Source organism: Micromonospora nigra (assembly GCF_900091585.1).
Taxonomy (GTDB): domain Bacteria; phylum Actinomycetota; class Actinomycetes; order Mycobacteriales; family Micromonosporaceae; genus Micromonospora; species Micromonospora nigra.
Window position 1 is genome coordinate 3,040,795 of sequence record NZ_FMHT01000003.1, and the last position, 20,661, is coordinate 3,061,455.

The window sequence follows — 20,661 nt, forward strand, 5'->3', positions numbered from 1 at the left end:
CCACTGTCACGTCCGGGCGGATCGTTGCGCTGCACCGGGATCCGCCGGTCGACACCCCCTGGTCCGGCGTACCTTGGGGATCATGTCTGTGCCGACCGATCCTGCTTCCCAGTTCCAGTCGTACGCCGACCCGGGCCGCCTGGTCACCACGCAGTGGCTGGCCGAGCACCTGGGCGACGAGGGTCTCGTCGTCGTCGAGTCCGACGAGGACGTGCTGCTCTACGACACCGGCCACATTCCCGGAGCCGTGAAGATCGACTGGCACCTGGAGTTGAACGACCAGGTCACCCGCGACTATCTCAGCGCCGAGGCTTTCGCCGAGCTGTGCGCCGCCAAGGGCATCGGCCGGGGCGACACGGTCGTCTTCTACGGCGACAACTTCAACTGGTGGGCCGCGTACGCCCTCTGGGTCTTCTCCCTGTTCGGCCACGCCGACGTGCGGCTGCTCGACGGCGGCCGGCAGAAGTGGATCGCCGAGGGGCGGGAACTGACCCGCGAGAAGGTGACCCGGCCCCGCGCCGACTATCCGGTGCCGCAGCGCGACGACACCCCGATCCGGGCCTACCGTGAGCAGGTCATGGGGCACGTCGCCGCCGGCCGTCCGCTGGTGGACGTGCGGTCGCCGGGCGAGTACACGGGTGAGATGCTGCACATGCCGGACTATCCGCAGGAGGGTGCGCTGCGCGGGGGGCACATCCCGGGCGCGGTGAACAAGCCGTGGAAGTCGGCGGCCAATGCCGACGGCACCTTCAAGCCGGCCGACGAGCTGCGGGCGATCTACGCCGACCAGCTCGGGCTGAGCCCGGACGACGACGTCATCGCGTACTGCCGGATCGGCGAGCGGTCCAGCCACACCTGGTTCGTGCTGCGGCACCTGCTGGGCTACCCGCAGGTGCGCAACTACGACGGCTCGTGGACCGAGTGGGGCAACCTGGTCCGCGCCCCTGTCGTGAAGGGCGACCAGCCCGGCGGCCTGACGAACTGAGGCGGCGCCGCCCGAGCGCGGGAGCTTCATCACCCGGCGGCGAGTGAGACCTCGCCGTACACGCCGCGGACGACGCCGGTGACCTCGCCGGTCTCCGGCCGCCAGCGGATCAGCCCGCCCGGGTCGTGCCGGACCAGTACCGTGCCGTCGGACTTCCAGCCCAGCACCTCGCAGCAGCCCTTCCAGCGGTCCCGGCCCAGGTCGAGCAGGCGGGTCACCAAACCGGTCCCGGCGTTCAGCAGCGCGACCCCCTCCAGCCCGCCCGCGCTGCCGGTGGTGATCCAGCCGGCCCGGGCCACCTTGTCGCCGCGCTGCCAGCCGCGCCCGTAGAACTCGTCGACCTGGTTGCCGCGCGGCAGTGCGCGGACGTCGACCGGCTGGGTGCCCAGCTCGGAGACGCCGTTGCGCTGCGTCCACCGGGTCAGGGTCAGCCTCCCCGAGGTGCCGCCCACCGCCAGCAGGGCGTCGGCCCGGGCGTCCGGTTCGAGCGTCACCAGGTCCCACGGCGACAGCGGAACCGTCCGCGCGGTGCCGGTCGTCCGGTCCAACTCGTACGTGGTGTCGTCGTCGCCGACGAAGAGCCGGTCGCCGATCCAGAGAGCGTGCTCGAGATATCCCCTGAGCGGATGGCGGCGGACCTGCGCGGTGGTCAGGTCGACCACGATCACCTCGTCGGTCTGCGCGAAGGCGGCCTGCCGCCCGTCCGGGGACAGGCTGCCGGTCTTCAGCGGGACCGCCTCGTTGCCCGCAGCGTCCCTGGTCCGGGCCGGCGTCACCACGTCGAGGTCGCGGACGAGCCCGTCGTCGCCGAGCACCCGGATCCGGCCCTCGACACCGGTGTTCGGGTCGACCGGCTGGTAGAGCGCCAGCGCCTGACGTACCGGCCGGTCGGAGAGCTTCGCGGCCACCGGGTCGCCGAGGCGGCCGAGCGGGTCACCCGGGTAGGTCAGCTCGGCCGGCGGGCGCTGCACGGGCGGTGCGCTGGGCACGACGGGGCCGGCGGTCGCCGGGGCGGCCGGCACGGGTGGATCAGCCGGACGCAGGGCGAGCGCCGTACCGCCGACGAGCAGGACGACCGCCAGCGCGGTGGCAGCGGCGGCGCGGCGGTTGCGGCGGACGCGCCGGGCCCGGTTCCAGGCCGCTATCGCCGGGTGCGATGGCCGGACGTCCTCGGCGGCCATGGTCAGCAGCTTGTTCAGTTCGTCGTTGCTCACGGGGTCACCTCCGTCTCGCTCGCGCGGTCGCCGTCGAGCCCGGCCCGGCCCAGGTCGGGCGCCACCTCCCGGAGCCGGCGCAGGGCCGCGTGACTCTGGCTCTTCACGGTGCCGACGGTGACCCCCAGGGCTTCGGCGGTGGACGCCTCGGTCATGTCCTCGAAGTAGCGCAGCACCAGCACGGCCCGTTGGCGCGGTGGCAGTTGGCCCAGCGCGCGGCGCAGAACCAGGCGCAGGTCGCCATCGCCGTCGCGGGTCACCTGTTCCGGCGGGTACGCGCTCAGCCACTCCCGGCGGCGTCTCCGCCACCAGGACACCGCGTCCCGGTAGAGGATGGTCCGTACGTACGCGGCCGGGTCGCCGTCGCGCACGCTGGACCAGCGCAGCGCCAGCTTGAGCAGGGCGTCCTGGAGCAGGTCCTCGGCCTGGTGGCGGTTGCCGCAGACCAGGTACGCCGCACGCAGCAGCCGGTGCTGGTGGCTCTCGACGAATGCCACGTACCCGTCGCGTCCTTCGTCCGCCGTGCGCACCGGTGCCATCGACCATCTCCCTCGATCCCCGTCCCCACCCAAACGCACGACAACGCCCCAATGGTTGGCCCCACCCACTTTCGGTCGTTGATCATGAAGTTATCCCCCGACATTTCGGTCATCGCCGCGTCATAACTTCATGATCAACGCAGTCAGTGCCGAGGCGCAGCGTCCGGCGGGAACCCACGGGTAACCACGGCCTCCCCAGGGTCCCGACCGAGGTCTACGCTTGCCCCGTGACGGTGGAGCAGCAGGCGCGGGGCACGACGAACAGCACGGGTTCGGGTCGGCGCCGGTCCCGCAAGGACGAGATCCTGGAGATCGCGGTCGGGCTCTTCGCGGCGAAGGGCTACCACGGCGTCTCCATGGACGACATCGGCGCCGCCGCCGGGGTCACCGGTCCGGCGCTCTACCACCACTTCGCCGGCAAGGAGGCGATGCTGGTCGCCGCGCTGGTGCCGGTCAGCGAGGGGCTGCTCGCGGGCGGGCAGGAGCGGGCCGCCGGCCGCCCGGGCGACCCGCGCGGCGCACTCGAGTCGCTGATCGACTTCCATGTCGAGTTCGCCCTGGCCAATCCTGCCGTCATCGCCCTGCACCTGCACGAACTGGACCGCCTTCCCGAGGAGCCCCGTCGGCGGATCCGCCGGCTCCAGCGGCTCTACGTCGAGGAGTGGGTGACCGTACTGACCGCGCTGCACGCCGGGCTGCCCGACGGGGAGGCACGCGTGCTGGCGCACGCGGCGTTCGGCCTGATGAACTCGACGCCTTTCCTCGGCGGGGAGGTCGACCGCCATCGTCGGGCCGAGCTGCTGCGCTCCGCGACCCTGGCCGCCCTCCTGGCGCCGACCACCCCGGCCTGACCCCGCCACGCGGGAGGACCGGCAGTGGGTCGGCAACCTGGGGCCCCGCTGCGGGAGGGCCGACGAATCGGCAACCTGTGACTCGTCAGCGGGTCGGCAGTCCTGTTACTCGTGAGTAAGGGGAGGCGCGTGGTTACCTGGCAGCCGTCCCCACCCCTAGGACGCTGGGAGGAAACATGATCGAGTCGCTGCTGGTCGCCAACCGGGGCGAGATCGCCCGTCGGATCATCCGCACCGCGAGGCGGCTCGGCGTGCGCGCGATCGCGGTGCACTCGGAGGCGGACGCCGACCTGCCGTTCGTGGCCGAGGCGGACGAGGCGGTCTGCGTGGGCCCGGCGAACCCGGCACAGAGCTACCGCAACGTGGAGGGGATCCTCGCCGCCGCGAAGTCGACCGGCGCCCAGGCCATCCACCCCGGCTACGGCTTCCTGTCGGAGAACGCGGACTTCGCCCGTACCGTCGAGTCGAGCGGCCTGGTGTGGGTCGGACCCGGCGCGGACGCGATCACCGCGATGGGCGACAAGATCAACGCACGGAACCTGATGGCGGCGGCCGGGGTGCCGGTCGCGCCGGGCACCACCGAGCCGGCGGCCGACCTCGCCGCGGCGGTCGCCGCCGCCGCCGAGATCGGCTACCCGGTGATGGTGAAGGCCGCCGCGGGCGGTGGCGGCATGGGCATGGGCGTGGCCACCGACGAGGCCGCGCTGACCACCGAGTACGAGAAGGTGCGCACCTTCGCGGAGCGGATGTTCGGCGACGGCTCGGTGCTGATCGAGCGGTACTTTCCCCGGGTACGCCACGTCGAGGTGCAGATCCTCGGCCTGGCCGACGGCCGGGTGGTGGCCCTCGGCGAGCGCGAGTGCTCGGTGCAGCGGCGCAACCAGAAGCTGGTGGAGGAGTCCCCGTCCCCGGCGGTGTCGCCGGAGCTGCGGGAGCGGTTCCTGGCCGCGGCGGTGCGGGCGGGCGAGGCGGTGGGCTACCGCAACGCGGGCACGGTCGAGTGCCTGCTCGACCCCGCCACGGGCGAGTTCTTCTTCCTGGAGATGAACACCCGGCTCCAGGTGGAGCACCCGGTGACCGAGCTGGTGTACGGGGTCGACCTGGTCGAGGAGCAGTTGCGGGTGGCGGCCGGCCTCGCGCCGACCTTCGACCCGGACGCGCTCGCCCCGCGTGGGCACGCCATCGAGCTGCGGGTCAACGCCGAGGACCCGAAGCGGTTCCTGCCCGGCCCCGGCGTGATCAGGACCTGGGTGGAGCCGGCGGGCGAAGGGGTGCGGGTCGACTCGGGGTACGCGGCGGACAACACGGTGACCCCGTTCTACGACAGCCTGATGGCGAAACTGATCGTCAGTGGTGCGACCCGCGCGGAGGCGATCGAGCAGGCGAGGGCTGCGGTGGCGGGCTTCGAGATCGCCGGCCCGAAGAACAATCTGCCGTTCTTCGCCGAGCTGCTGGAGAACGCGGAGTTCCTCTCCGGCGACTACGACACGGGGATCGTCTCCCGGATGCGCTGACCGCGTCGTACGCACGGCCGACCGTCCGGTCGCGGCCCGTCGGTGGTCGCGGCGGCCGGTCGGCCTGCGGTGGCGTGATGGCCGGCGTGCCGGCGGTGCCTGCGGTGGCGTGGTGCCCACGGGGCCGTGGTGGCGGCGACTCGTGGCGCCTGCCGGGCGTGGTGGCATGCTGGGGACACATCACGCGCCATGCCGTCACAGTGAGGTGATCCCTTATGGCGGAACTGCCGGAATTCGTGTCGATCCGTGAGGTCGGGCCCCGCGACGGGCTCCAGAACGAGGAGCCCATCCCGACCGATGCGAAGGTGCGGCTGCTCGATGCCCTCTCCCGCACCGGGGTGCGGCGGATCGAGGCCGTGTCGTTCGTGCACCCGAAGGCGATCCCGCAGATGGCCGACGCCGACGAGGTGTGGCGGCGGGCCGCGAGGGTCGACGGGGTGCGCTACTCGGCGCTGGTGCCGAACACCCGGGGCGCGCAGCGGGCCCTCGCCGCCGGTTTCACCGAGATCGAGGTCGTCGTCTCGGCCAGCGACACCCACAACCGGCGCAACGTCAACCGCTCCACCGACGAGTCGCTCGACGACATCGCCGAGCTGATCGAGCTGCTGCACGGTGCCGGCGCGCGGGCCGAGGTGATCGTGGCGACGAGCTTCGGCTGCCCCTACGAGGGGGACACCGAGCCCGCGCGGGTCGCGGCCATCGTCGACCGGGTGGTCCGGGACGGCGCGGACCGTGTCGCCTTCGGCGACACCACCGGCATGGGTACGCCCCGGCGGGTCCGCGACCTGCTCACCGCCGTCCGTGACCGCAACGCCCAGGTGCCGGTGCTGATGCACTTCCACAACACCCGGGGCACCGCCCTGGCGAACATGCTGACCGCTCTGGAACTGGGCGTCACCGAGTTCGACGCCAGCGTCGGCGGCCTGGGCGGGTGCCCGTACGCGCCGGGGGCCAGCGGCAACCTGGCCACCGAGGAGGCGGTGCACATGCTGCACGACATGGGCATCGACACCGGCATCGACCTGGACGCCCTGATCGAGGTCGCGGAGCTGGCCGAGGAACTGACCGGCCGTCGCCTTCCCTCGGGGGTGCTGCGGGCCGGCCCGCGCAGCCGCCTCACCCCGCTCCCGGTCTGACCATCCGTGGCCGGTCTCCCGGTCGGGCCGGCCCTACGCCCGCCAACCTTGATCAGGCGCGACATGCGGCATGTCGCGGTATCCGCGCCGCCTGATGGCGCGACATGCCGCATGTCACGCCCCGCGCCCGCGCCCGCGCCCGGGCCCGCGCCCGCCTCGGCCCGCGCCCGGGCCCGCGCCCGCCTCGGCCCGCGCCCGGGCCCGCGCCCGCCTCGGCCCGCGCCCGGGCCCGCGCCCGCCTCGGCCCGCGCCCGGGCCCGGGCCCGGGCCCGGGCGCGCCCCGGCCCGCGGCCCATCCTTCGGGGCCAGTGGTCGGGTCGCCGGCAGGCGAGTTCGTGGGGTAGCCTAACGATCGTTCAGGTCAGGCGGCGCGCTCACGAGGCGGGTCGGCGCAGGGGCGAGGGAGTCGGCGTGACGCTCGACGGTGAGGCACTGGAGCAGCTGCGTAAGCGCGCCCGGGCCGGCGGTGCGGACAAGTACCACGCGGCGAACGCCGCCAAGGGCAAGCTGTTCGCCCGCGAGCGGGTCGCGCTGCTGGTCGACGAGGGCTCCTTCGTCGAGGACGGTCTCTACGCCAACGCGACGGCCGAGGGTCTGCCCGCCGACGGTGTGGTCACCGGCACCGCCACCATCGACGGCCGGCAGGTCTGCCTGATGGCCAACGACTCCACGGTCAAGGCCGGCAGTTGGGGCGCGCGAACCGTCGAGAAGATCATCCGGATCATCGAGCGGGCGTACGCGACCGGCGTGCCGATGGTCTACCTCGTCGACTCGGCCGGCGCCCGGATCACCGACCAGGTCGACCTCTTCCCGGGCCGGCGTGGTGCCGGAAAGATCTTCTGGAACCAGGTCCGCGCCTCCGGCTCGATCCCGCAGGTGTGCGCCCTGTTCGGGCCGAGCGCAGCCGGTGGGGCGTACATCCCGGCGTTCTGCGACGTGGTGGCCATGGTGGACGGCAACGCCAGCATGTATCTCGGCTCCGACCGGATGGTCGAGATGGTCACCGGCGAGAAGACCACGCTGGAGGCGATGGGCGGGGCGAAGGTGCACTGCGCCGAGTCCGGCGTCGGGCACTTCCTCTGCAAGACCGAGGCCGACGCGCTCGACGTGGTCAGGCGCTACCTGTCCTACCTGCCGGCGAACTGGACCCAGGCCCCGCCGGCCGCGCCGGCCGTCGAGGCGTCCGCGAAGGTCGACCTGGCAGCGCTGGTTCCGGCCAGTGAGCGGCAGGCGTTCGACATGCGCCGGTACGTCAAAGGTCTGCTCGACGACGGCAGCTTCTTCGAGATCCAGGCGCTGTGGGCCAAGGAGTTGACCATCGGCTTCGGCCGGTTGAACGGCGAGGTCGTCGGCGTGGTCGGCAACAACTCGATGTTCAAGGGCGGGGTGCTCTTCGTCGACTCGGCCGACAAGGCGACCCGGTTCGTGCAGCTCTGCGACGCGTTCAACGTGCCGCTGCTGTTCCTGTCCGACGTGCCCGGGTTCATGGTCGGCAGTGCGGTGGAGAAGCAGGGCATCATCCGGCACGGCGCCAAGATGATCACTGCGATCTCCGAGGCGACCGTACCGAAGATCTGTGTGGTGGTGCGCAAGGCGTACGGTGCGGGCCTCTACGCGATGGCCGGCCCCGGCTTCGAGCCGGACGCGACGATCGCCCTGCCGACCGCGAAGATCGCGGTGATGGGTGCGGAGGCCGCGGTCAACGCCGTCTACGCCAACAAGATCGCGGCCATCACCGACGAGGCCGAGCGGGCGGCGTTCGTCGCCGCCAAGCGCGAGGAGTACGAGCGCGACATCGACGTCGTCCGGCTGGCCAGCGAGCTGGTCGTCGACGCGATCGTGGAGCCGCACGAGCTGCGCGCCGAACTGGTCCGCCGCTTCGCCGCCGCCCGCACCAGGGACCGTCACTTCTCCCGACGCCGGCACGGCGTCACCCCGGTCTGACCCGACCGGGCGGACCGAGCCGGGCGGCCGGCACCACCCTCCGCACCGCAGGCAGCGGGACCCATCGCACATTTCGCTCCACCGGATCACCACCGAGGATCCGGCCCCGTGACAAGACCCAGACCGGCCGGCGTCACGAGCGACCGGCGGAGCCGTCGTAACAGGAGGAACCTGATGGACTTCCGGCTCACCGAGGAGCAAGAGGCGCTGCGCTCCAGCGTGCGGGACTTCGCGCGCGAGGTGGTCGCGCCGGTCATCGCCGAGCACTACGAGAAGCACACCTTCCCGTACGAGGTGATCCGGCAGATGGGCAAGATGGGCCTGTTCGGGCTCCCCTTCCCCGAGGAGCACGGCGGCATGGGCGGGGACTACTTCGCGTTGTGCCTGGCCCTGGAGGAACTGGCCCGGGTCGACTCGTCCGTGGCGATCACCCTGGAGGCGGCGGTCTCGCTCGGGGCGATGCCGATCTTCCGCTTCGGCACGGCCGAGCAGAAGGCGCAGTGGCTGCCCAGGCTGCTCAGCGGCGAGGCCCTGGCGGGCTTCGGGCTGACCGAACCGGGCACCGGGTCGGACGCCGGTGGCACGCAGACGAGGGCGGTGCTCGACGGCGACGAGTGGGTGATCAACGGCTCGAAGGCGTTCATCACCAACTCCGGCACCGACATCACGGCGTTGGTCACCGTCACCGCCGTCACCGGCACCCGGCCCGACGGGTCGAAGGAGCTGTCGACGATCATCGTGCCGAGCGGGACGCCCGGCTTCACGGTCGCCCCCGGCTACTCGAAGGTCGGCTGGACGGCCTCGGACACCCACGAGCTGACGTTCGACGACTGCCGGGTGCCGGCGGCGAACCTGCTCGGTGAGCGGGGCCGGGGTTTCGCCCAGTTCCTGCGGATTCTCGACGAGGGGCGGATCGCCATCGCCGCCCTGGCGGTCGGCCTCGCCCAGGGTTGCGTCGACGAGTCGGTGAAGTACGCGCGGGAGCGCGAGGCCTTCGGTCAGCCGATCGGCAACTACCAGGCCATCCAGTTCAAGATCGCGGACATGGAGATGAAGGCGCACACCGCCCGCCTGGCGTACTACGACGCCGCCGCCCGGATGCTGGCCGGCGAGCCGTTCAAGCGGCAGGCCGCCATCGCCAAGCTGCACGCCAGCACGATCGCCGTCGACAACGCCCGCGAGGCCACCCAGATCCACGGCGGGTACGGCTTCATGAACGAATACCCGGTGGCCCGGTTCTGGCGGGACTCGAAGATCCTGGAGATCGGCGAGGGCACCTCCGAGGTGCAGCGCATGATCATCGCCCGCGACCTGGGGATGTGACGACGGGCCGGGGCTGTCGGGTATCCGCAGGCCGGCGTCGGTAGCCCGACGCTGCGCTGAGAGGGGTCACACCTCGACCGTACGCTTCGTCCCCATGACGCCGGGCCATCATCGTCCGCAGGGTGCGCGTACTCCGTTGCCGGACCTGCTGCGCCAGCACCGACTCGCCGCCGGTCTCACCCAGGCCGAGCTGGCGGCGCAGGCGGGGGTGGGGGTCCGGACGCTCCGTGACCTGGAGCGCGGCCGGTCCGCTCGCCCGCAACGCACCACCGTGGAGCTGCTGGCCGGGGCGCTCGGCCTGGCCGGCACGGCCCGGTCGGCGTTTCTCGCCGCCGCCCGCGGGGTCGTCCCCGACACCGTCGAGCCGGCCCGGCCCACCGCGGTCGCACTGCCCGCGCCGCCGAAGCTGTTCGGCCGGGAACAGGATGTCGTCGAGCTGGTCGAGCTGCTCACCGGCGGCCCGGGTCCCCGGCTGGTCAGCCTGGTGGGACTGGCCGGGGTGGGCAAGACCGCCCTGGCCCTGTCGGTGGCCCGCGTGGTCGCCGCCCACTATCCGGGAGGTGTCGCGGGGGTGCTGGTCGGGCCCGGCTCGGACGCCACCGACGTGCTGGCCACCGCCCTGACCGTGTACGACGTGCCGAGCCTGGCCGACCTGGCCGCCCGGATCGCCGACCGGCCGGCGCTGCTGCTGGTGGACGCGGCTGAACGGGCGCCCGATCCGGTTGCCGGGGTGGTGCACCGGCTGACCGCCGTGGCACCGTCGCTGCGGGTGCTGGCCGCCGGACGTCACCCCGTCGGGCTGCCCGGCGAGCGGGTGTGGCCGGTGAGCCCGCTGGAGGTGCCGCCGCCCGACGCGCCCGTCGAGGCGCTCGCCCACTATCCGGCCATGGCGTTGTTCACCGCCCGGTTGGCCCAGGCCCGCGGCGAGCCGCCGACCGCGGCCGAGCTGCCGGCGGGGGCCGCGCTCGTCCGCCGGCTGGGCGGCCTGCCGCTGGCCATCGAGCTGATGGCGGCCCGGGGCCGTCTGCTGGATCCCACCGAACTGCTGGACCGGTACGGCGATCGCGTCCTCGACCTGACCACCGACCTGTCCGACGGTGCGGACTGGCGCGGGGACAACCGGTCGGGCACGGGCTCCGGGTGGGGCGACGACAGCAAGGCAGCGGTGGCGGGGACCCTGCGGGACGCCGTCGCGACGAGCTACCACCTGCTCACCCCGACGGAGCGGGCGGCGTTGTGCCGGTTGGCCGCTTTCGGCAACCGCTGGTCGGTGGAGTTGGCGGAGGAGATGCTCGGCGACGGCGTCGACGCGGTTCCGCTGCTGGACCGCTTCCTCGAACTGGGTCTGCTCAGCGTCCGGGGCGCGGGTCCGTTCCGGTTCCGTCTGCTCGACGCCGTGCGGGACTTCGCCATCGAACGGGCCACCGGCGAGGGTGAGCTGGCGGGGATCCGACGCCGGCACGCCCGCGTACTGGCCCGACTGGTCGCCCGGGCCCTGCCGGAACTGGCCGGGGTGGAACCGGCGGCTGCCGTGCGCCGGCTCGACGAGGTGGGTGGGGACATCAGTGCCGCCCTGGCGTACGCGGCGGCCGACGATCCGGTGACGGCGCTGCGACTGGCGTCGGGGCTGCCCCGCTGGTGGCGGCTTCGCGGGCGGGACGTGGCCGGCCGGCAGTGGCTGCTGCGGCTGCTCGCCGACCCGCGTACGGCCGACGCCGATCCGGCGGTACGGGCCTGGGCCCTGCTCGGCGTGGCCCGGCTCGCCGCCGAGCACGGTGCGGCGGCCGAGGAACTGCCGGCGGCCCGGGCGGCCGTGGTGGCCTTCGGGCAGCTCGGCGACCGCAGCGGGGAGTTGGCGGCGCGAACGACCCTCTGCGACCTGCTGGCCGCGACGGGTGCCGCCGACGCGGCGCTGGTGGAGGCCGAGGGGGTGTTGGCGCTGGCCGACCGCAATGGCCTGATCCGGGAGGGTGCGCTCGCCCGGATGCGCCTGACCTGGCACGACGTCCGGGTCGGTGACCTGCTGGCAGCCCGACGTCGGCTGGCCACGGTCGACCGGCTGGCCGCCCAGTGCGGTGACCGCCGGCTGCGGCTGCTGGCCCGGGCCGGCGTGGCGGAGGTGTTCCGCCTGGAGGGCCGGTACGCCGATGCGGTGGACGAGGGACGGCGCGTGTTGGCGGGCCTGAACTCGTTGGGTGAGCAGGGGCACCGGGTGCGGGGCACCGTGGGTCTGGCGTTGGCCCAGGACGGGCGGGCCGCCGAGGCCGCCGAGGTGCTGGCCGAGTTGCCCCGGCAGGACGCAGCCGTGGCGCTGATCGAGGGGACGTTGGCGCTGCACCGGGGGGACCGGGAGCAGGCGGCGGAGTGGTTCGCCGCCGCCGCCGACGCGGGCGCGACGGTCCGGGACCGCCGCGACGCGGTGGAGGCGTTGGTGGGACTGGCGGCCAGCACGGCCGATCCGGCGGTGCTGGATCGCCTCGACCTGGTGTGTCAGCGCGACGGCGTCCGGCTGCTGTCGCACGAGGAAGGTCTGTTGTATGCCCTGGCCGCAGCGCGCAGGGGCACCGCAGGGTTCGCGGGAGGAGGGCAGCGGGGAGGCGCGGACGATCGAGCCCCCTGGTCAACCCCTCGCTCATCGCCCGCGCCAGCACCCCCCCCGAGTGCGTACCCCGCTGCACGGAGACTAGCCAGGAACGGCCTCGTTGCCGGTCCGTTTTAATCGACTATCTCCCTTGGCTGACGGAGTTCTGCCGGTCTTTCTGCCGGTTCCGCCACCGGCCCTGTTCTGCTCGGCGGGCAGGGAGCTCAGTGGTCCGTCGGGGCGGGTCCGGTCGGTGCCGCATGGCAGGTGCTGCCGGCGGTGGCCCCGGGATGGACGGCGTCGCGGATCCGCCGCAGGCCGTCGAGCAGGGCGCGTAGCGCCGCCGGATCGAGCTGGCCGGTGAACCACTGCTCGATGAGCTCCAGGTGCCCGGGGAGGGTCTGGTCGAGCCGGTGCAGTCCGGCCTTGGTCACCACCGCGTACGAGCTGCGCCGGTCGGCGGGGCAGGCCCGGCGGGTGAGGAGCCCGTCGCGTTCCATCCGGTCGACCACCCGGGTGACCCCGCTGGTGGACAGGGAGGTCTGGGCCGCCAGATCGGTCATCCTCAGCTGGTTGCCCGGGGAGCGGGCCAGGCGGGTCAGCACCTCGAACTCGACCGTCGACAGGCCGTGCTCCTCGAGTTGGGTGGCCATCCGAGCCGACAGGCCGGCGTGCACCTCGAAGAAGAGGCCGGCGGCGGTGATCCGGGGGTCGTCGAACACGGTCTGATCCACCCGTCCATCCTAGCAGTACTTGACAGGAGGAATATTGCCGACGCTATAGTTGCTCAGTCAGTCGTTGGGTTATTAAACAACATTCCGGAGGCAGCACCATGACCAGCAACACCGAGTCGGTTACCCGCGACTGGGACGGCCTCACCATTCCCGCCGCCGGCACCTACCTGCTGGACGTCGCGCACAAGCGGGTCGGCTTCCTGGCCCGGCACATGATGGTGAGCAAGGTTCGCGGCGAGTTCGCCGACGCGACCGCGACGATCACCGTCGCCGAGGACCCGATGCAGTCGGCGGTCAGCGCCACCATCCAGGCCGCCAGCATCACCACCGCCCAGGCCGACCGCGACGCCCACCTGCGCAGCCCCGAGTTCCTGGACGTGGCGGCCTTTCCGACCCTGGAGTTCCGCAGCACCGGCGTGAAGTCCCGCGACGGCAACGAGTTCGTGCTCACGGGTGAGCTGACCATCAAGGGCGTCAGCCGTACCGTCGACCTGGAGGTCGAGTTCGAGGGCGTCGGCCGCAGCCCGTTCGGCCAGGACATCTTCGGCTTCTCCGCGAGCACCGAGATCGACCGCGAGGACTTCGGCCTCACCTGGAACGTCGCCCTGGAGACCGGCGGCGTCCTGGTCGGCAAGAAGGTGAAGATCGAGATCGAGGGTGAGGCCGTCCGTCAGGTCTGACCGCCTGCTCCCTCCCGACGGGTCCGCGCCGCACCGGCACGGGCCCGTTCCCGTCCCGGTGACCGGTCCGGCTGGCCCGGTTCCCGCACCGAGTTCCACGTCAGCGAGGCGGTCGACAAGAACCAGGCGGTGTCGACGCGTGCGAATTGTCACGACTTGTTCGTCGGCACGAGTGGTGGCGGCGGGGCCCGGCTGGGTAGGGATGCAGGTGGAGCGTCCGGTGGGCGGTCGTCGACCGGACGGTCGTCGTTCCGGTCGCTGGATCGCCGACCGGACGGTCGTCGTTCCGGTCGCTGGATCGCCGGCCGGGCCTCTGGCCCTGTCGGCTCGGCGCTCCTACCGTGGATGGTTCACAATGCGCTGCGGAACGGCACCGTTCCGTTGCGCCGCGCGCCGGGAGGACACATGGGCAGGGACGTCGAGCGGGGCGCCTTCTCCCGGGAGGACCGGGTCCGATACCGGCAGAAGGTACGGCGGTGCCTCGACGTCTTCGCGTTGATGCTCGACGACTTCGGGTTCGACGCCGACCGCCCGATGACCGGGCTGGAGATCGAGCTGAACCTGATGGACGCGGCAGCGGAGCCGGCCATGCGCAACGAGGAGATCCTCGCCGCGATCGCAGACCCGCTGTTCCAGACGGAACTGGGCCGGTTCAACCTGGAGCTGAACGCCCAACCCCGGCTGATCGAGGGCAACGGCTTCGGCGACTACGAGGGTGACCTGCGCAGCAGCCTCGCCCGTGCCGACGAGCGGGCGGCCCGGTCGGACGCCCGGATCGTGCTGGTGGGCATCCTGCCCACCCTCACCGAACGCCACCTGGTCGCCGACAACCTCTCCACCAACGAGCGGTACCGGGTGCTCAACGACCAGATCGTCGGCGCCCGCGGCGAGGACATCGAACTCGACATCCGCGGCGTCGAGCGGCTGCGGACCCACACCGACTCGATCGCGCCCGAGGCCGCCTGCACGAGCGTCCAGTTCCACCTCCAGGTCGCGCCCGACAGCTTCGCCGACTACTGGAACGCCTCGCAGGCCATCGCCGGGGTGCAGGTGGCGGTGGGCGCGAACTCGCCCTACCTCTACGGCCGCCAGCTCTGGGCGGAGACCCGGATAGCGCTGTTCGAGCAGGCCACCGACACCCGGCCGGACGAGCTGAAGGCCCAGGGCGTACGCCCCCGGGTCTGGTTCGGTGAGCGATGGATCACCTCGATCTTCGACCTGTTCGAGGAGAACGTCCGTTACTTTCCGCCGCTGCTGCCGATCTGCGAGGAGGAGGATCCGGTCGAGATCCTGCACGCCGGCGGGGTGCCCGAACTGAGCGAGCTGCGCCTGCACAACGGCACGGTCTACCGCTGGAACCGCCCGGTGTACGACATCATGAACGGCCGCCCGCACCTGCGGGTCGAGAACCGGGTGCTGCCGGCCGGGCCCACCGTGGTCGACATGCTGGCCAACGCGGCCTTCTACTTCGGCCTCGCCCGTGGCCTGGCGGAGTCCGACCGGCCCATCTGGAGCCAGCTCACCTTCAGCTCCGCCGAGGAGAACTTCCACGCGGCGGCCCGACGCGGCATGGACGCCGTGCTGCACTGGCCCCGGCTCGGCGAGGTGCCGGTCACCAAACTCGTCCTCGACGTGCTGCTGCCCACGGCGGCGGCCGGTCTCGACGGCTTCGGCGTGGCCCCGGCCGAACGTGACCGGCTGCTCGGGATCATCGAACAGCGTTGCCGGACCGGCCGCAACGGCGCGGTGTGGCAGACCGAGACGGTGTGGGCGGCCGAGCGGCACCGTGGCATGCACCGCGACGCCGCGCTGCACCACATGGTGCAGCGGTACGCCGAACACCAGCGCGGCAACGAGCCGGTGCACACCTGGCCGGTGGACTGACCCCGCCGTACGCCCCCGTCAGCGGGGCCGGCGGGACGGCCGGCCCCGGCGCGGGGCCGGGTCCGCGGTCGCGTCGTCCGGCTCCGTCGACGGCTGCCCGGCCGCCGCCGCAGGTGGCTTCCCGGCCGCCGATTCCGCGGGTGGCCTCCCGGCGTGCGGCTCCGGGTCGGCGCCGGGATCGGCGACGGCGGCGAAGGTCGAGGTGGTGATCGGCGTGTCGTCCCGCGCCGGATCCGGCGCGGGGGCCCGCTTCGCCGCACGGGTGCCGGTGGTCGGGCGGGGGGAGGTCGCGGTCGCCCGGGCCGGATGGGCGGACGGCTCCCCGGTGCGCTGACGCGGCACCGTCACCGCCCGGCCCGCGCGATCGCGCCGCTCGCCCGCCGCGCCGGTGTCGTCGGCCAGCGCCGTGCCGGCCGGGGCCGTGTTCACGTCGTCGGCCAGCGCCGAGCCGGTGTCGTCGCCCGGATCCGGCGCCCGTCGCTGCGCCCGCCGCCGGTCGGCCCGCTGCGCCAGCGCCGCGACCAGCGTGGAACCGCCGACGCCCACGATCACCGCATACGGGGCGATCAGGTGGGCCGACACCTGTTCCGGGCTGATCTCCGTCAACCTCGGCACCGCCAGGAAGTACGCGGTCGCCACGAGCAGCGGACCGGCCGCGCCGGAGGCGGTCGTGCCGACCCGCCCGGCCGGCAGCCGCGCGGCCCGGCGCGCGGCGAACACGCCGATCACCAGCGCGGACCCCAGCGAGAGGACCGCCCCGGGCCAGTAGAAGTAGTCCCGGAGCCAGAACTGCCCGCTGTCGGAACTGAACTGCCAGATCCCGAGCTGTGCGGTGGTGAGACCCCGGCCGGCCAGCACCGAGTCGGCCACGGCGACCACGGCGAGCAGCCACAGCCAGGCGGCGGTGGCCGTCACGTTGCCGGCGACGGCCCGTGAGTGCAGGGCCCAGGCGGCCACCAGCACCCCGACGAGGACGCCGACGGCCGCGTACCCGGCTGCCACGGCGCGGGGTGAGGAGGCGTCCGGCACCTGCGCCATCCGCGCCGGTACGGCGACCAGCAGCACCGTTATGAGGGCGCCGAACCCGGCGGCGACCGCCAGGCAGAGCCGGCGCAGGGTGCCGCCGGGCCGTGCCGGTGCGGGTGGGGTCGCGGTCGACGCGGCCGTCGCGTCGACGGTCATCCCCTCCGCCGCCGGCCCCGACGCCGCGACCTCGGGCGACCGACGTTCGTGCAGCCGCTGTGCGCTGACGGCGCCGAGGACGGTGGAGGTGGCCCCGATCCAGGTGGCCCACACCAGGCTGGCCACCCAGGCGGCCGTGCCGGCGTCGGCCACGGCCGGCGTCCAGTTGATGATGCCCAGCCCGTAGCCGAAGCCCAGTTGCGCCGCGCCGGCGCCGGCAGCCACCCCGGTGGCGGTGGCGATCGATCCTCCCCAGCCCTGTCTGGCCATGCCGGGCAGCGTAGCGTCCGGCGGCCGGGGCGGCGAGTCGTGCGCGACGGTACCGGTGCAGGTCGACGCAGCGTGGTCGGCCGGGGCGGGTGCGGTCGGCGGTCGGTGCGGCACGTCCGCTGGTGCCGCCGAGCCGACAGCGGGCGGGTCGACACGCGGATGGCGGGCCGGCCGCTCCTACGCTTGACTCGACGGTGCGGGCCGACGGCGGTCCGGTGCGGAGAGGACGTGCCATGAGCGACGACCGCCAGCAACCCCCGGCCGGGGGCGACGACCGGACGCAGCGGATCCCGGATCCGGCCGACCGGACGCAGCGGATCCCGGATCCCGCCGACCGGGCGGCCGGGGACGGGCCGGCACCGGACCGGACGGGCCCGGACGCCACCGCGCCGCTGCACCGGGACGGGCCGGACCGCACCGCGCCGATGGACCGGGTTGGTCCCGATCGGACTGCGCCGATGGACCGGGTTGGTCCCGACGAGACCGCCGCGCTGCCGCCGGAGCGGTCCGGGCCGGCGTGGTCGGGGCGTGCGGAGGTGCCGCAGTCCCGGCCGGTCGACGAGGCCCCCGACTGGTACCCGGAGGATCAGTCCGGCCGGCGGTGGTGGGCGCCCATCCTGTGGGGGGTTCTGGTGCTGCTGCTGCTCGGCCTGTTGGGCGTCGGGCTGTGGTTCGCCCTGCGGTCGGCCGACGACCCGGCTCCCGCGCCGTCACCGACCGGCGCGCCGACGGCACCCCCCACCTCGGCGGCGCCGACCACCCGCGCGCCGACCACTGCGCCGGCCAGCACCGCTCCGGCCCAGGTGCCGATGCCGCCGCTGGAGGGCCTTTCGGTGGACGCCGCCCGCGTGATCCTGGACGGGCTCGACCTCGACTACCGGATCGAGTACCGCCCGTCCGACGCGCCGGAGGGCACCGTGCTCGCCACCGATCCGGAGGCCGGTGCGGAAGTGGACGCCGACGGGGAGGTGACGTTGATCGTGGCCGAGGCCGCGCCGTCGCCGTCGGTGACCTCGGCGAAGCCGACCGGCGAGGTCACGGCGTCGCCCACGCCGACTCCCTGAGCCGAAGGCGGCCGGCGCTCACCACATCCGGCGTCGCGTCCCGACCAGGCCCAGGCCGGCGAGGGAGATGGCCAGACCGAAGACCCCGGTCCAGAACAGCGACCGACTGATCTCCGCCGCCGAGTGGTCGCGGTGGGTCGGCGGCCCGGCCTGTGCGTACGGGTCAGCGCCCGCCGAGTCGTCGGGTGCCGTCCCTGCCGGGTCGGGCGCACCGAACAGGTACGGCTCGTCGGGATCGGGCCCGTCGTCCGGGTACGCGTCCTCCGGTTCGTAGCCGGATGTCCCGGACGGGTCCTCGCCGACCACGGTGATCGCCGGTGCGGGCACCGGTGCGGTCAGCCGGGTCGAGGACAGGGCGGGATCCCGGACCACGACCGTGAGGACGGTGGCGGCGCCGAGAAGCGCCAGGATTCCGAATGCGTAGGCGATACGGGAGCGGTGGTGCCGCCGCGCGGCGGACTGTTCGACCATGGCCATCCCAGGTTCGGGGTCCTGGACGCGCGCGGTGGAGACCTGCCGGGGTGGGCGTACCAATTCTATGGCGTGGTACGCCCTCCGGGCAGCCGAACGTCAGGCTCAGCCCACCCGGACCGGGGTCCGGGTGACGGGCCGGCGCTGGGTGCGCACGGTGTGCGGCCGGGGCTCGGGAGCGGCCTTGATCCGCACCAGACCCTCTCGTTGGACGAAGATCGACCGTCGGTTGACCGCGTCCCCCGCCGCGTTCAACTCGTAGCCTTCGAGCCACAGCCAACCGTCGTAGGTGGGCTGGTCGAGCACCCGGATCACCCGGAACATGATGGGCCTGAGGAACTGGACACTCGCCGCGCGTGTCACGTGCAGAACGTCACCGGAGCGGGGAAGCACATGGGCTCCTGGAGGATCGGCCGGCGGAGAAGGCCGGCAGGGGTTGTCAGGGGGATGTGGTGATGCCCGGTGCCGGGGTCGTGCCTCGGGACCGGATCACGCAGGTGGTGGTCGGGCCGTACCCGCTGTGGCGCGCCGCCACCCGACCATCACCCGGGTGCTCCCGGGTACCGCTCCCGCCGCCGCAGCCGTCGGGCTTGCAGCGGCGGGGTCATCACCCCGGGGCGGGTCTGACTGTCGTCGGCCGGATCAGCCCACCCACCCGGCTCCCACGAAGATCACGCCGTGAGAGCGCGAGGAAACAGTGAGTGACCCGAGCCATAGGGACAGAGTGCATCAGGGACGTGCGTCATGCAAGTTGCATGTCGACTTTTGCCGATACGCGAGCGCCGTGCACGAGTGGGCGCTTGAAGGGGCTGGCGTCCGGACGGCACACTGAGGACCGGTTTCGCCCGTCGCGGCCGGTCGACGACCGGTACCACCCCCCGCCGCGAACGCACGCCCGCCCCGACGGTGGCGCCCCTGGCGGGTGGCGACAGCGGTGCGCCGAGCGGAGGTGTCCCGGTGAGGGTCAGCAGCCAACGGGGGCCGCGTGACTGAGCGGCGCAGCCCCACCATCCGCCGCCGGCGGCTGGGCGCGGAACTGCGCCGGCAGCGCGAGGCGGCGGGGATCACCATCGAGGTCGTCGCCGAGCACCTCGAGTGCTCGGCGTCGAAGATCTCCCGGATCGAGACCGGCCACACCACGGCCACCCCCCGCGACGTGCGGGACATGCTCCGCATCTACGGCGTGGTCGGCGCCGAGAGCGACGAGCTGGTGCAGATCGCCCGGGAGGCCCGACAGAAGGGCTGGTGGCACCCGTACAGCACGGTTCTGGTGGGGGCGTACGTCGGCCTGGAGGCGGCGGCGAGTTCCATCCGGGCGTACGAGCAGCAGGTGGTGCCGGGCCTGCTGGAGACCGAGGACTACGCCACGGCGATGATCCGGGCCGCACGACCCGACTTCACCGCGGAACAGGTGCAGCAACGGGTGCGTGTCCGACTCGGCCGTCAGTCGTTGTTGACCCAGGATGATCCGGTCGATCTGTGGGTGGTGCTCGATGAGGCGGTGGTGAGCCGGCCGGTCGGGGGCGACGCGGTGATGCGTGGCCAGCTCGAACGGTTGGTGGAGGTGGCCCAGCTGCCGAACGTGACGTTGCAGATCCTGCCCTTCGAGGTGGGGGCGCACGCCGGCATGGACGGCACCTTCACGGTTCTCAGCTTTCCCGAGCCGAATGATCCGGATGTCGTGTACGCGGAGAATGCTACGGGTGGGCTCTTCCTGGAGAAGAGCGACGAGCTACAGAAGTACAGCTTCATCTTCGATCACATTCGGGCAGCGGCCATACGACCGGAGGAGTCCGTCGCACACATCGCAAAACTGGCAGAGGAGCCGTTGTGGAAATGGCGACCAAGGGGTTCCCCGTGGACCTGACGCAGGCATCGTGGTTCAAGAGCTCGAAAAGCGGGCCGAACTGTGACAACTGCGTAGAGGTGGCGTACGTGACCGGGGCCGTCGGCGTCCGGGACTCGAAGGACAAGGCGGGTCCCGCACTGCTCTTCGGCCCGGGAGGCTGGCACGCCTTCGTCGCCGGTGCCAGGGGCGGAGTGTTCGACCGGGGCTGACCGGCCCCGGCGTGTCCCGAGCTGCCCCCCGTCCGGTCCGACCGGGCGGGGGGCAGCGTCGCGTCCGCACCCCCCCGGGCGTGGACCTGCTCGACCGGGCGGGCCGGGCTCGACCGGCGCGGCCACGGTCGGCTGGCGGGCACGCAGTCGACCGGTGCTGACGCGATCCTCCCCGGCGCGATGCCGTCGCCAGAGCGTCCCCGACTCGTTGTACCCCTGCGTACGGCGCTG

General features: G+C 73.0%; 17 protein-coding genes and 1 pseudogene. 12 read left to right on the forward strand and 6 right to left on the reverse strand.

Annotation, left to right across the window (positions count from 1 at the left end; translation table 11 throughout):
• The first annotated feature begins 82 nt into the window (after window positions 1-82).
• Entirely contained in the window at window positions 83-985 is a 903-nt protein-coding gene (locus tag GA0070616_RS12870; protein ID WP_091081413.1) for a sulfurtransferase, read from the forward strand.
• 29 nt (window positions 986-1,014) lie between these two features.
• Here GA0070616_RS12870 and GA0070616_RS12875 read toward each other — a convergent pair whose 3' ends face one another.
• Both GA0070616_RS12875 and GA0070616_RS12880 read right to left on the reverse strand, forming a co-directional pair.
• A complete protein-coding gene (locus GA0070616_RS12875; RefSeq protein WP_091081415.1) occupies window positions 1,015-2,199 on the reverse strand; it encodes a hypothetical protein in 1,185 nt (394 codons plus the stop codon).
• A complete protein-coding gene (locus GA0070616_RS12880; protein WP_091081418.1) occupies window positions 2,196-2,738 on the reverse strand; it encodes a SigE family RNA polymerase sigma factor in 543 nt (180 codons plus the stop codon). The genes GA0070616_RS12875 and GA0070616_RS12880 overlap by 4 nt, the downstream gene beginning before the upstream one ends.
• A 227-nt stretch (window positions 2,739-2,965) precedes the next feature.
• On the opposite strand from GA0070616_RS12880, the gene GA0070616_RS12885 reads away from it, so the two are divergent.
• The 6 genes and pseudogenes from GA0070616_RS12885 to GA0070616_RS12910 form a co-directional block, all read left to right on the forward strand.
• On the forward strand, window positions 2,966-3,589 hold the full coding sequence (locus tag GA0070616_RS12885; RefSeq protein ID WP_091081421.1) for a TetR/AcrR family transcriptional regulator: 624 nt from the start codon (window positions 2,966-2,968) through the stop codon (window positions 3,587-3,589).
• Between the two features lie 176 nt (window positions 3,590-3,765).
• Entirely contained in the window at window positions 3,766-5,103 is a 1,338-nt protein-coding gene (locus GA0070616_RS12890; RefSeq protein WP_091081423.1) for an acetyl-CoA carboxylase biotin carboxylase subunit, read from the forward strand.
• A 215-nt stretch (window positions 5,104-5,318) separates the two neighbouring features.
• Complete coding sequence (locus tag GA0070616_RS12895) at window positions 5,319-6,239, forward strand: hydroxymethylglutaryl-CoA lyase (RefSeq protein ID WP_091081426.1); 921 nt, start codon at window positions 5,319-5,321, stop codon at window positions 6,237-6,239.
• A 411-nt stretch (window positions 6,240-6,650) separates the two neighbouring features.
• A complete protein-coding gene (locus tag GA0070616_RS12900) occupies window positions 6,651-8,183 on the forward strand; it encodes an acyl-CoA carboxylase subunit beta (protein WP_091081428.1) in 1,533 nt (510 codons plus the stop codon).
• A gap of 174 nt (window positions 8,184-8,357) precedes the next feature.
• Window positions 8,358-9,506 carry an acyl-CoA dehydrogenase family protein gene (locus GA0070616_RS12905; RefSeq protein WP_091081430.1) on the forward strand — a complete coding sequence of 383 codons (1,149 nt, stop codon included), beginning with the start codon at window positions 8,358-8,360 and terminating at the stop codon, window positions 9,504-9,506.
• A gap of 94 nt (window positions 9,507-9,600) precedes the next feature.
• Window positions 9,601-12,051: pseudogene (locus tag GA0070616_RS12910) on the forward strand (ATP-binding protein); the annotation flags it as partial.
• 260 nt (window positions 12,052-12,311) lie between these two features.
• Here GA0070616_RS12910 and GA0070616_RS12915 read toward each other — a convergent pair.
• The gene (locus GA0070616_RS12915; RefSeq protein ID WP_091081435.1) at window positions 12,312-12,821 is read right to left on the reverse strand and encodes a MarR family winged helix-turn-helix transcriptional regulator; all 510 of its coding nucleotides are present in this window, start codon (window positions 12,819-12,821) and stop codon (window positions 12,312-12,314) included.
• A gap of 98 nt (window positions 12,822-12,919) precedes the next feature.
• Here GA0070616_RS12915 and GA0070616_RS12920 point away from each other — a divergent pair, with 98 nt between their 5' ends.
• Together GA0070616_RS12920 and GA0070616_RS12925 are read left to right on the forward strand one after the other, a co-directional pair.
• Window positions 12,920-13,501 (forward strand): YceI family protein, encoded by a 582-nt coding sequence (locus GA0070616_RS12920; RefSeq protein WP_091081437.1) that lies wholly within the window; start codon window positions 12,920-12,922, stop codon window positions 13,499-13,501.
• 405 nt (window positions 13,502-13,906) lie between these two features.
• Window positions 13,907-15,385, forward strand: coding sequence for a glutamate-cysteine ligase family protein (locus GA0070616_RS12925; protein ID WP_091081439.1), 1,479 nt, complete (start codon window positions 13,907-13,909; stop codon window positions 15,383-15,385).
• Window positions 15,386-15,403: 18 nt separating this feature from the next.
• Here GA0070616_RS12925 and GA0070616_RS12930 read toward each other — a convergent pair whose 3' ends face one another.
• Complete coding sequence (locus GA0070616_RS12930) at window positions 15,404-16,837, reverse strand: hypothetical protein (protein WP_245712754.1); 1,434 nt, start codon at window positions 16,835-16,837, stop codon at window positions 15,404-15,406.
• A 233-nt stretch (window positions 16,838-17,070) separates the two neighbouring features.
• On the opposite strand from GA0070616_RS12930, the gene GA0070616_RS12935 reads away from it, so the two are divergent.
• On the forward strand, window positions 17,071-17,901 hold the full coding sequence (locus GA0070616_RS12935) for a PASTA domain-containing protein (protein WP_091081442.1): 831 nt from the start codon (window positions 17,071-17,073) through the stop codon (window positions 17,899-17,901).
• Between the two features lie 18 nt (window positions 17,902-17,919).
• Here GA0070616_RS12935 and GA0070616_RS12940 read toward each other — a convergent pair whose 3' ends face one another.
• Together GA0070616_RS12940 and GA0070616_RS12945 are read right to left on the reverse strand one after the other, a co-directional pair.
• Window positions 17,920-18,378 (reverse strand): hypothetical protein, encoded by a 459-nt coding sequence (locus tag GA0070616_RS12940; RefSeq protein ID WP_175440066.1) that lies wholly within the window; start codon window positions 18,376-18,378, stop codon window positions 17,920-17,922.
• 99 nt (window positions 18,379-18,477) lie between these two features.
• Window positions 18,478-18,765, reverse strand: a complete 288-nt coding sequence (locus tag GA0070616_RS12945; RefSeq protein ID WP_091081445.1) for a hypothetical protein — start codon at window positions 18,763-18,765, stop codon at window positions 18,478-18,480.
• 592 nt (window positions 18,766-19,357) lie between these two features.
• Here GA0070616_RS12945 and GA0070616_RS12950 point away from each other — a divergent pair.
• Together GA0070616_RS12950 and GA0070616_RS12955 are read left to right on the forward strand one after the other, a co-directional pair.
• Complete coding sequence (locus GA0070616_RS12950; RefSeq protein ID WP_091081447.1) at window positions 19,358-20,239, forward strand: helix-turn-helix domain-containing protein; 882 nt, start codon at window positions 19,358-19,360, stop codon at window positions 20,237-20,239.
• A complete protein-coding gene (locus GA0070616_RS12955; protein ID WP_091081449.1) occupies window positions 20,209-20,430 on the forward strand; it encodes a DUF397 domain-containing protein in 222 nt (73 codons plus the stop codon). Before GA0070616_RS12950 ends, GA0070616_RS12955 begins: the two co-directional genes overlap by 31 nt.
• Window positions 20,431-20,661: the final 231 nt, after the last annotated feature.

Bases quoted from the DNA above. Each gene is read 5' to 3' on its own strand.
- GA0070616_RS12870 (WP_091081413.1), top strand. From the start codon at position 83: ATGTCTGTGCCGACCGATCCTGCTTCCCAGTTCCAGTCGTACGCCGAC.
- GA0070616_RS12880 (WP_091081418.1), bottom strand. From the start codon at position 2,738: ATGGCACCGGTGCGCACGGCGGACGAAGGACGCGACGGGTACGTGGCA.
- GA0070616_RS12890 (WP_091081423.1), top strand. From the start codon at position 3,766: ATGATCGAGTCGCTGCTGGTCGCCAACCGGGGCGAGATCGCCCGTCGG.
- GA0070616_RS12895 (WP_091081426.1), top strand. From the start codon at position 5,319: ATGGCGGAACTGCCGGAATTCGTGTCGATCCGTGAGGTCGGGCCCCGC.
- GA0070616_RS12905 (WP_091081430.1), top strand. From the start codon at position 8,358: ATGGACTTCCGGCTCACCGAGGAGCAAGAGGCGCTGCGCTCCAGCGTG.
- GA0070616_RS12920 (WP_091081437.1), top strand. From the start codon at position 12,920: ATGACCAGCAACACCGAGTCGGTTACCCGCGACTGGGACGGCCTCACC.
- GA0070616_RS12925 (WP_091081439.1), top strand. From the start codon at position 13,907: ATGGGCAGGGACGTCGAGCGGGGCGCCTTCTCCCGGGAGGACCGGGTC.
- GA0070616_RS12930 (WP_245712754.1), bottom strand. From the start codon at position 16,837: ATGGCCAGACAGGGCTGGGGAGGATCGATCGCCACCGCCACCGGGGTG.
- GA0070616_RS12935 (WP_091081442.1), top strand. From the start codon at position 17,071: ATGAGCGACGACCGCCAGCAACCCCCGGCCGGGGGCGACGACCGGACG.
- GA0070616_RS12940 (WP_175440066.1), bottom strand. From the start codon at position 18,378: ATGGCCATGGTCGAACAGTCCGCCGCGCGGCGGCACCACCGCTCCCGT.
- GA0070616_RS12955 (WP_091081449.1), top strand. From the start codon at position 20,209: ATGGCGACCAAGGGGTTCCCCGTGGACCTGACGCAGGCATCGTGGTTC.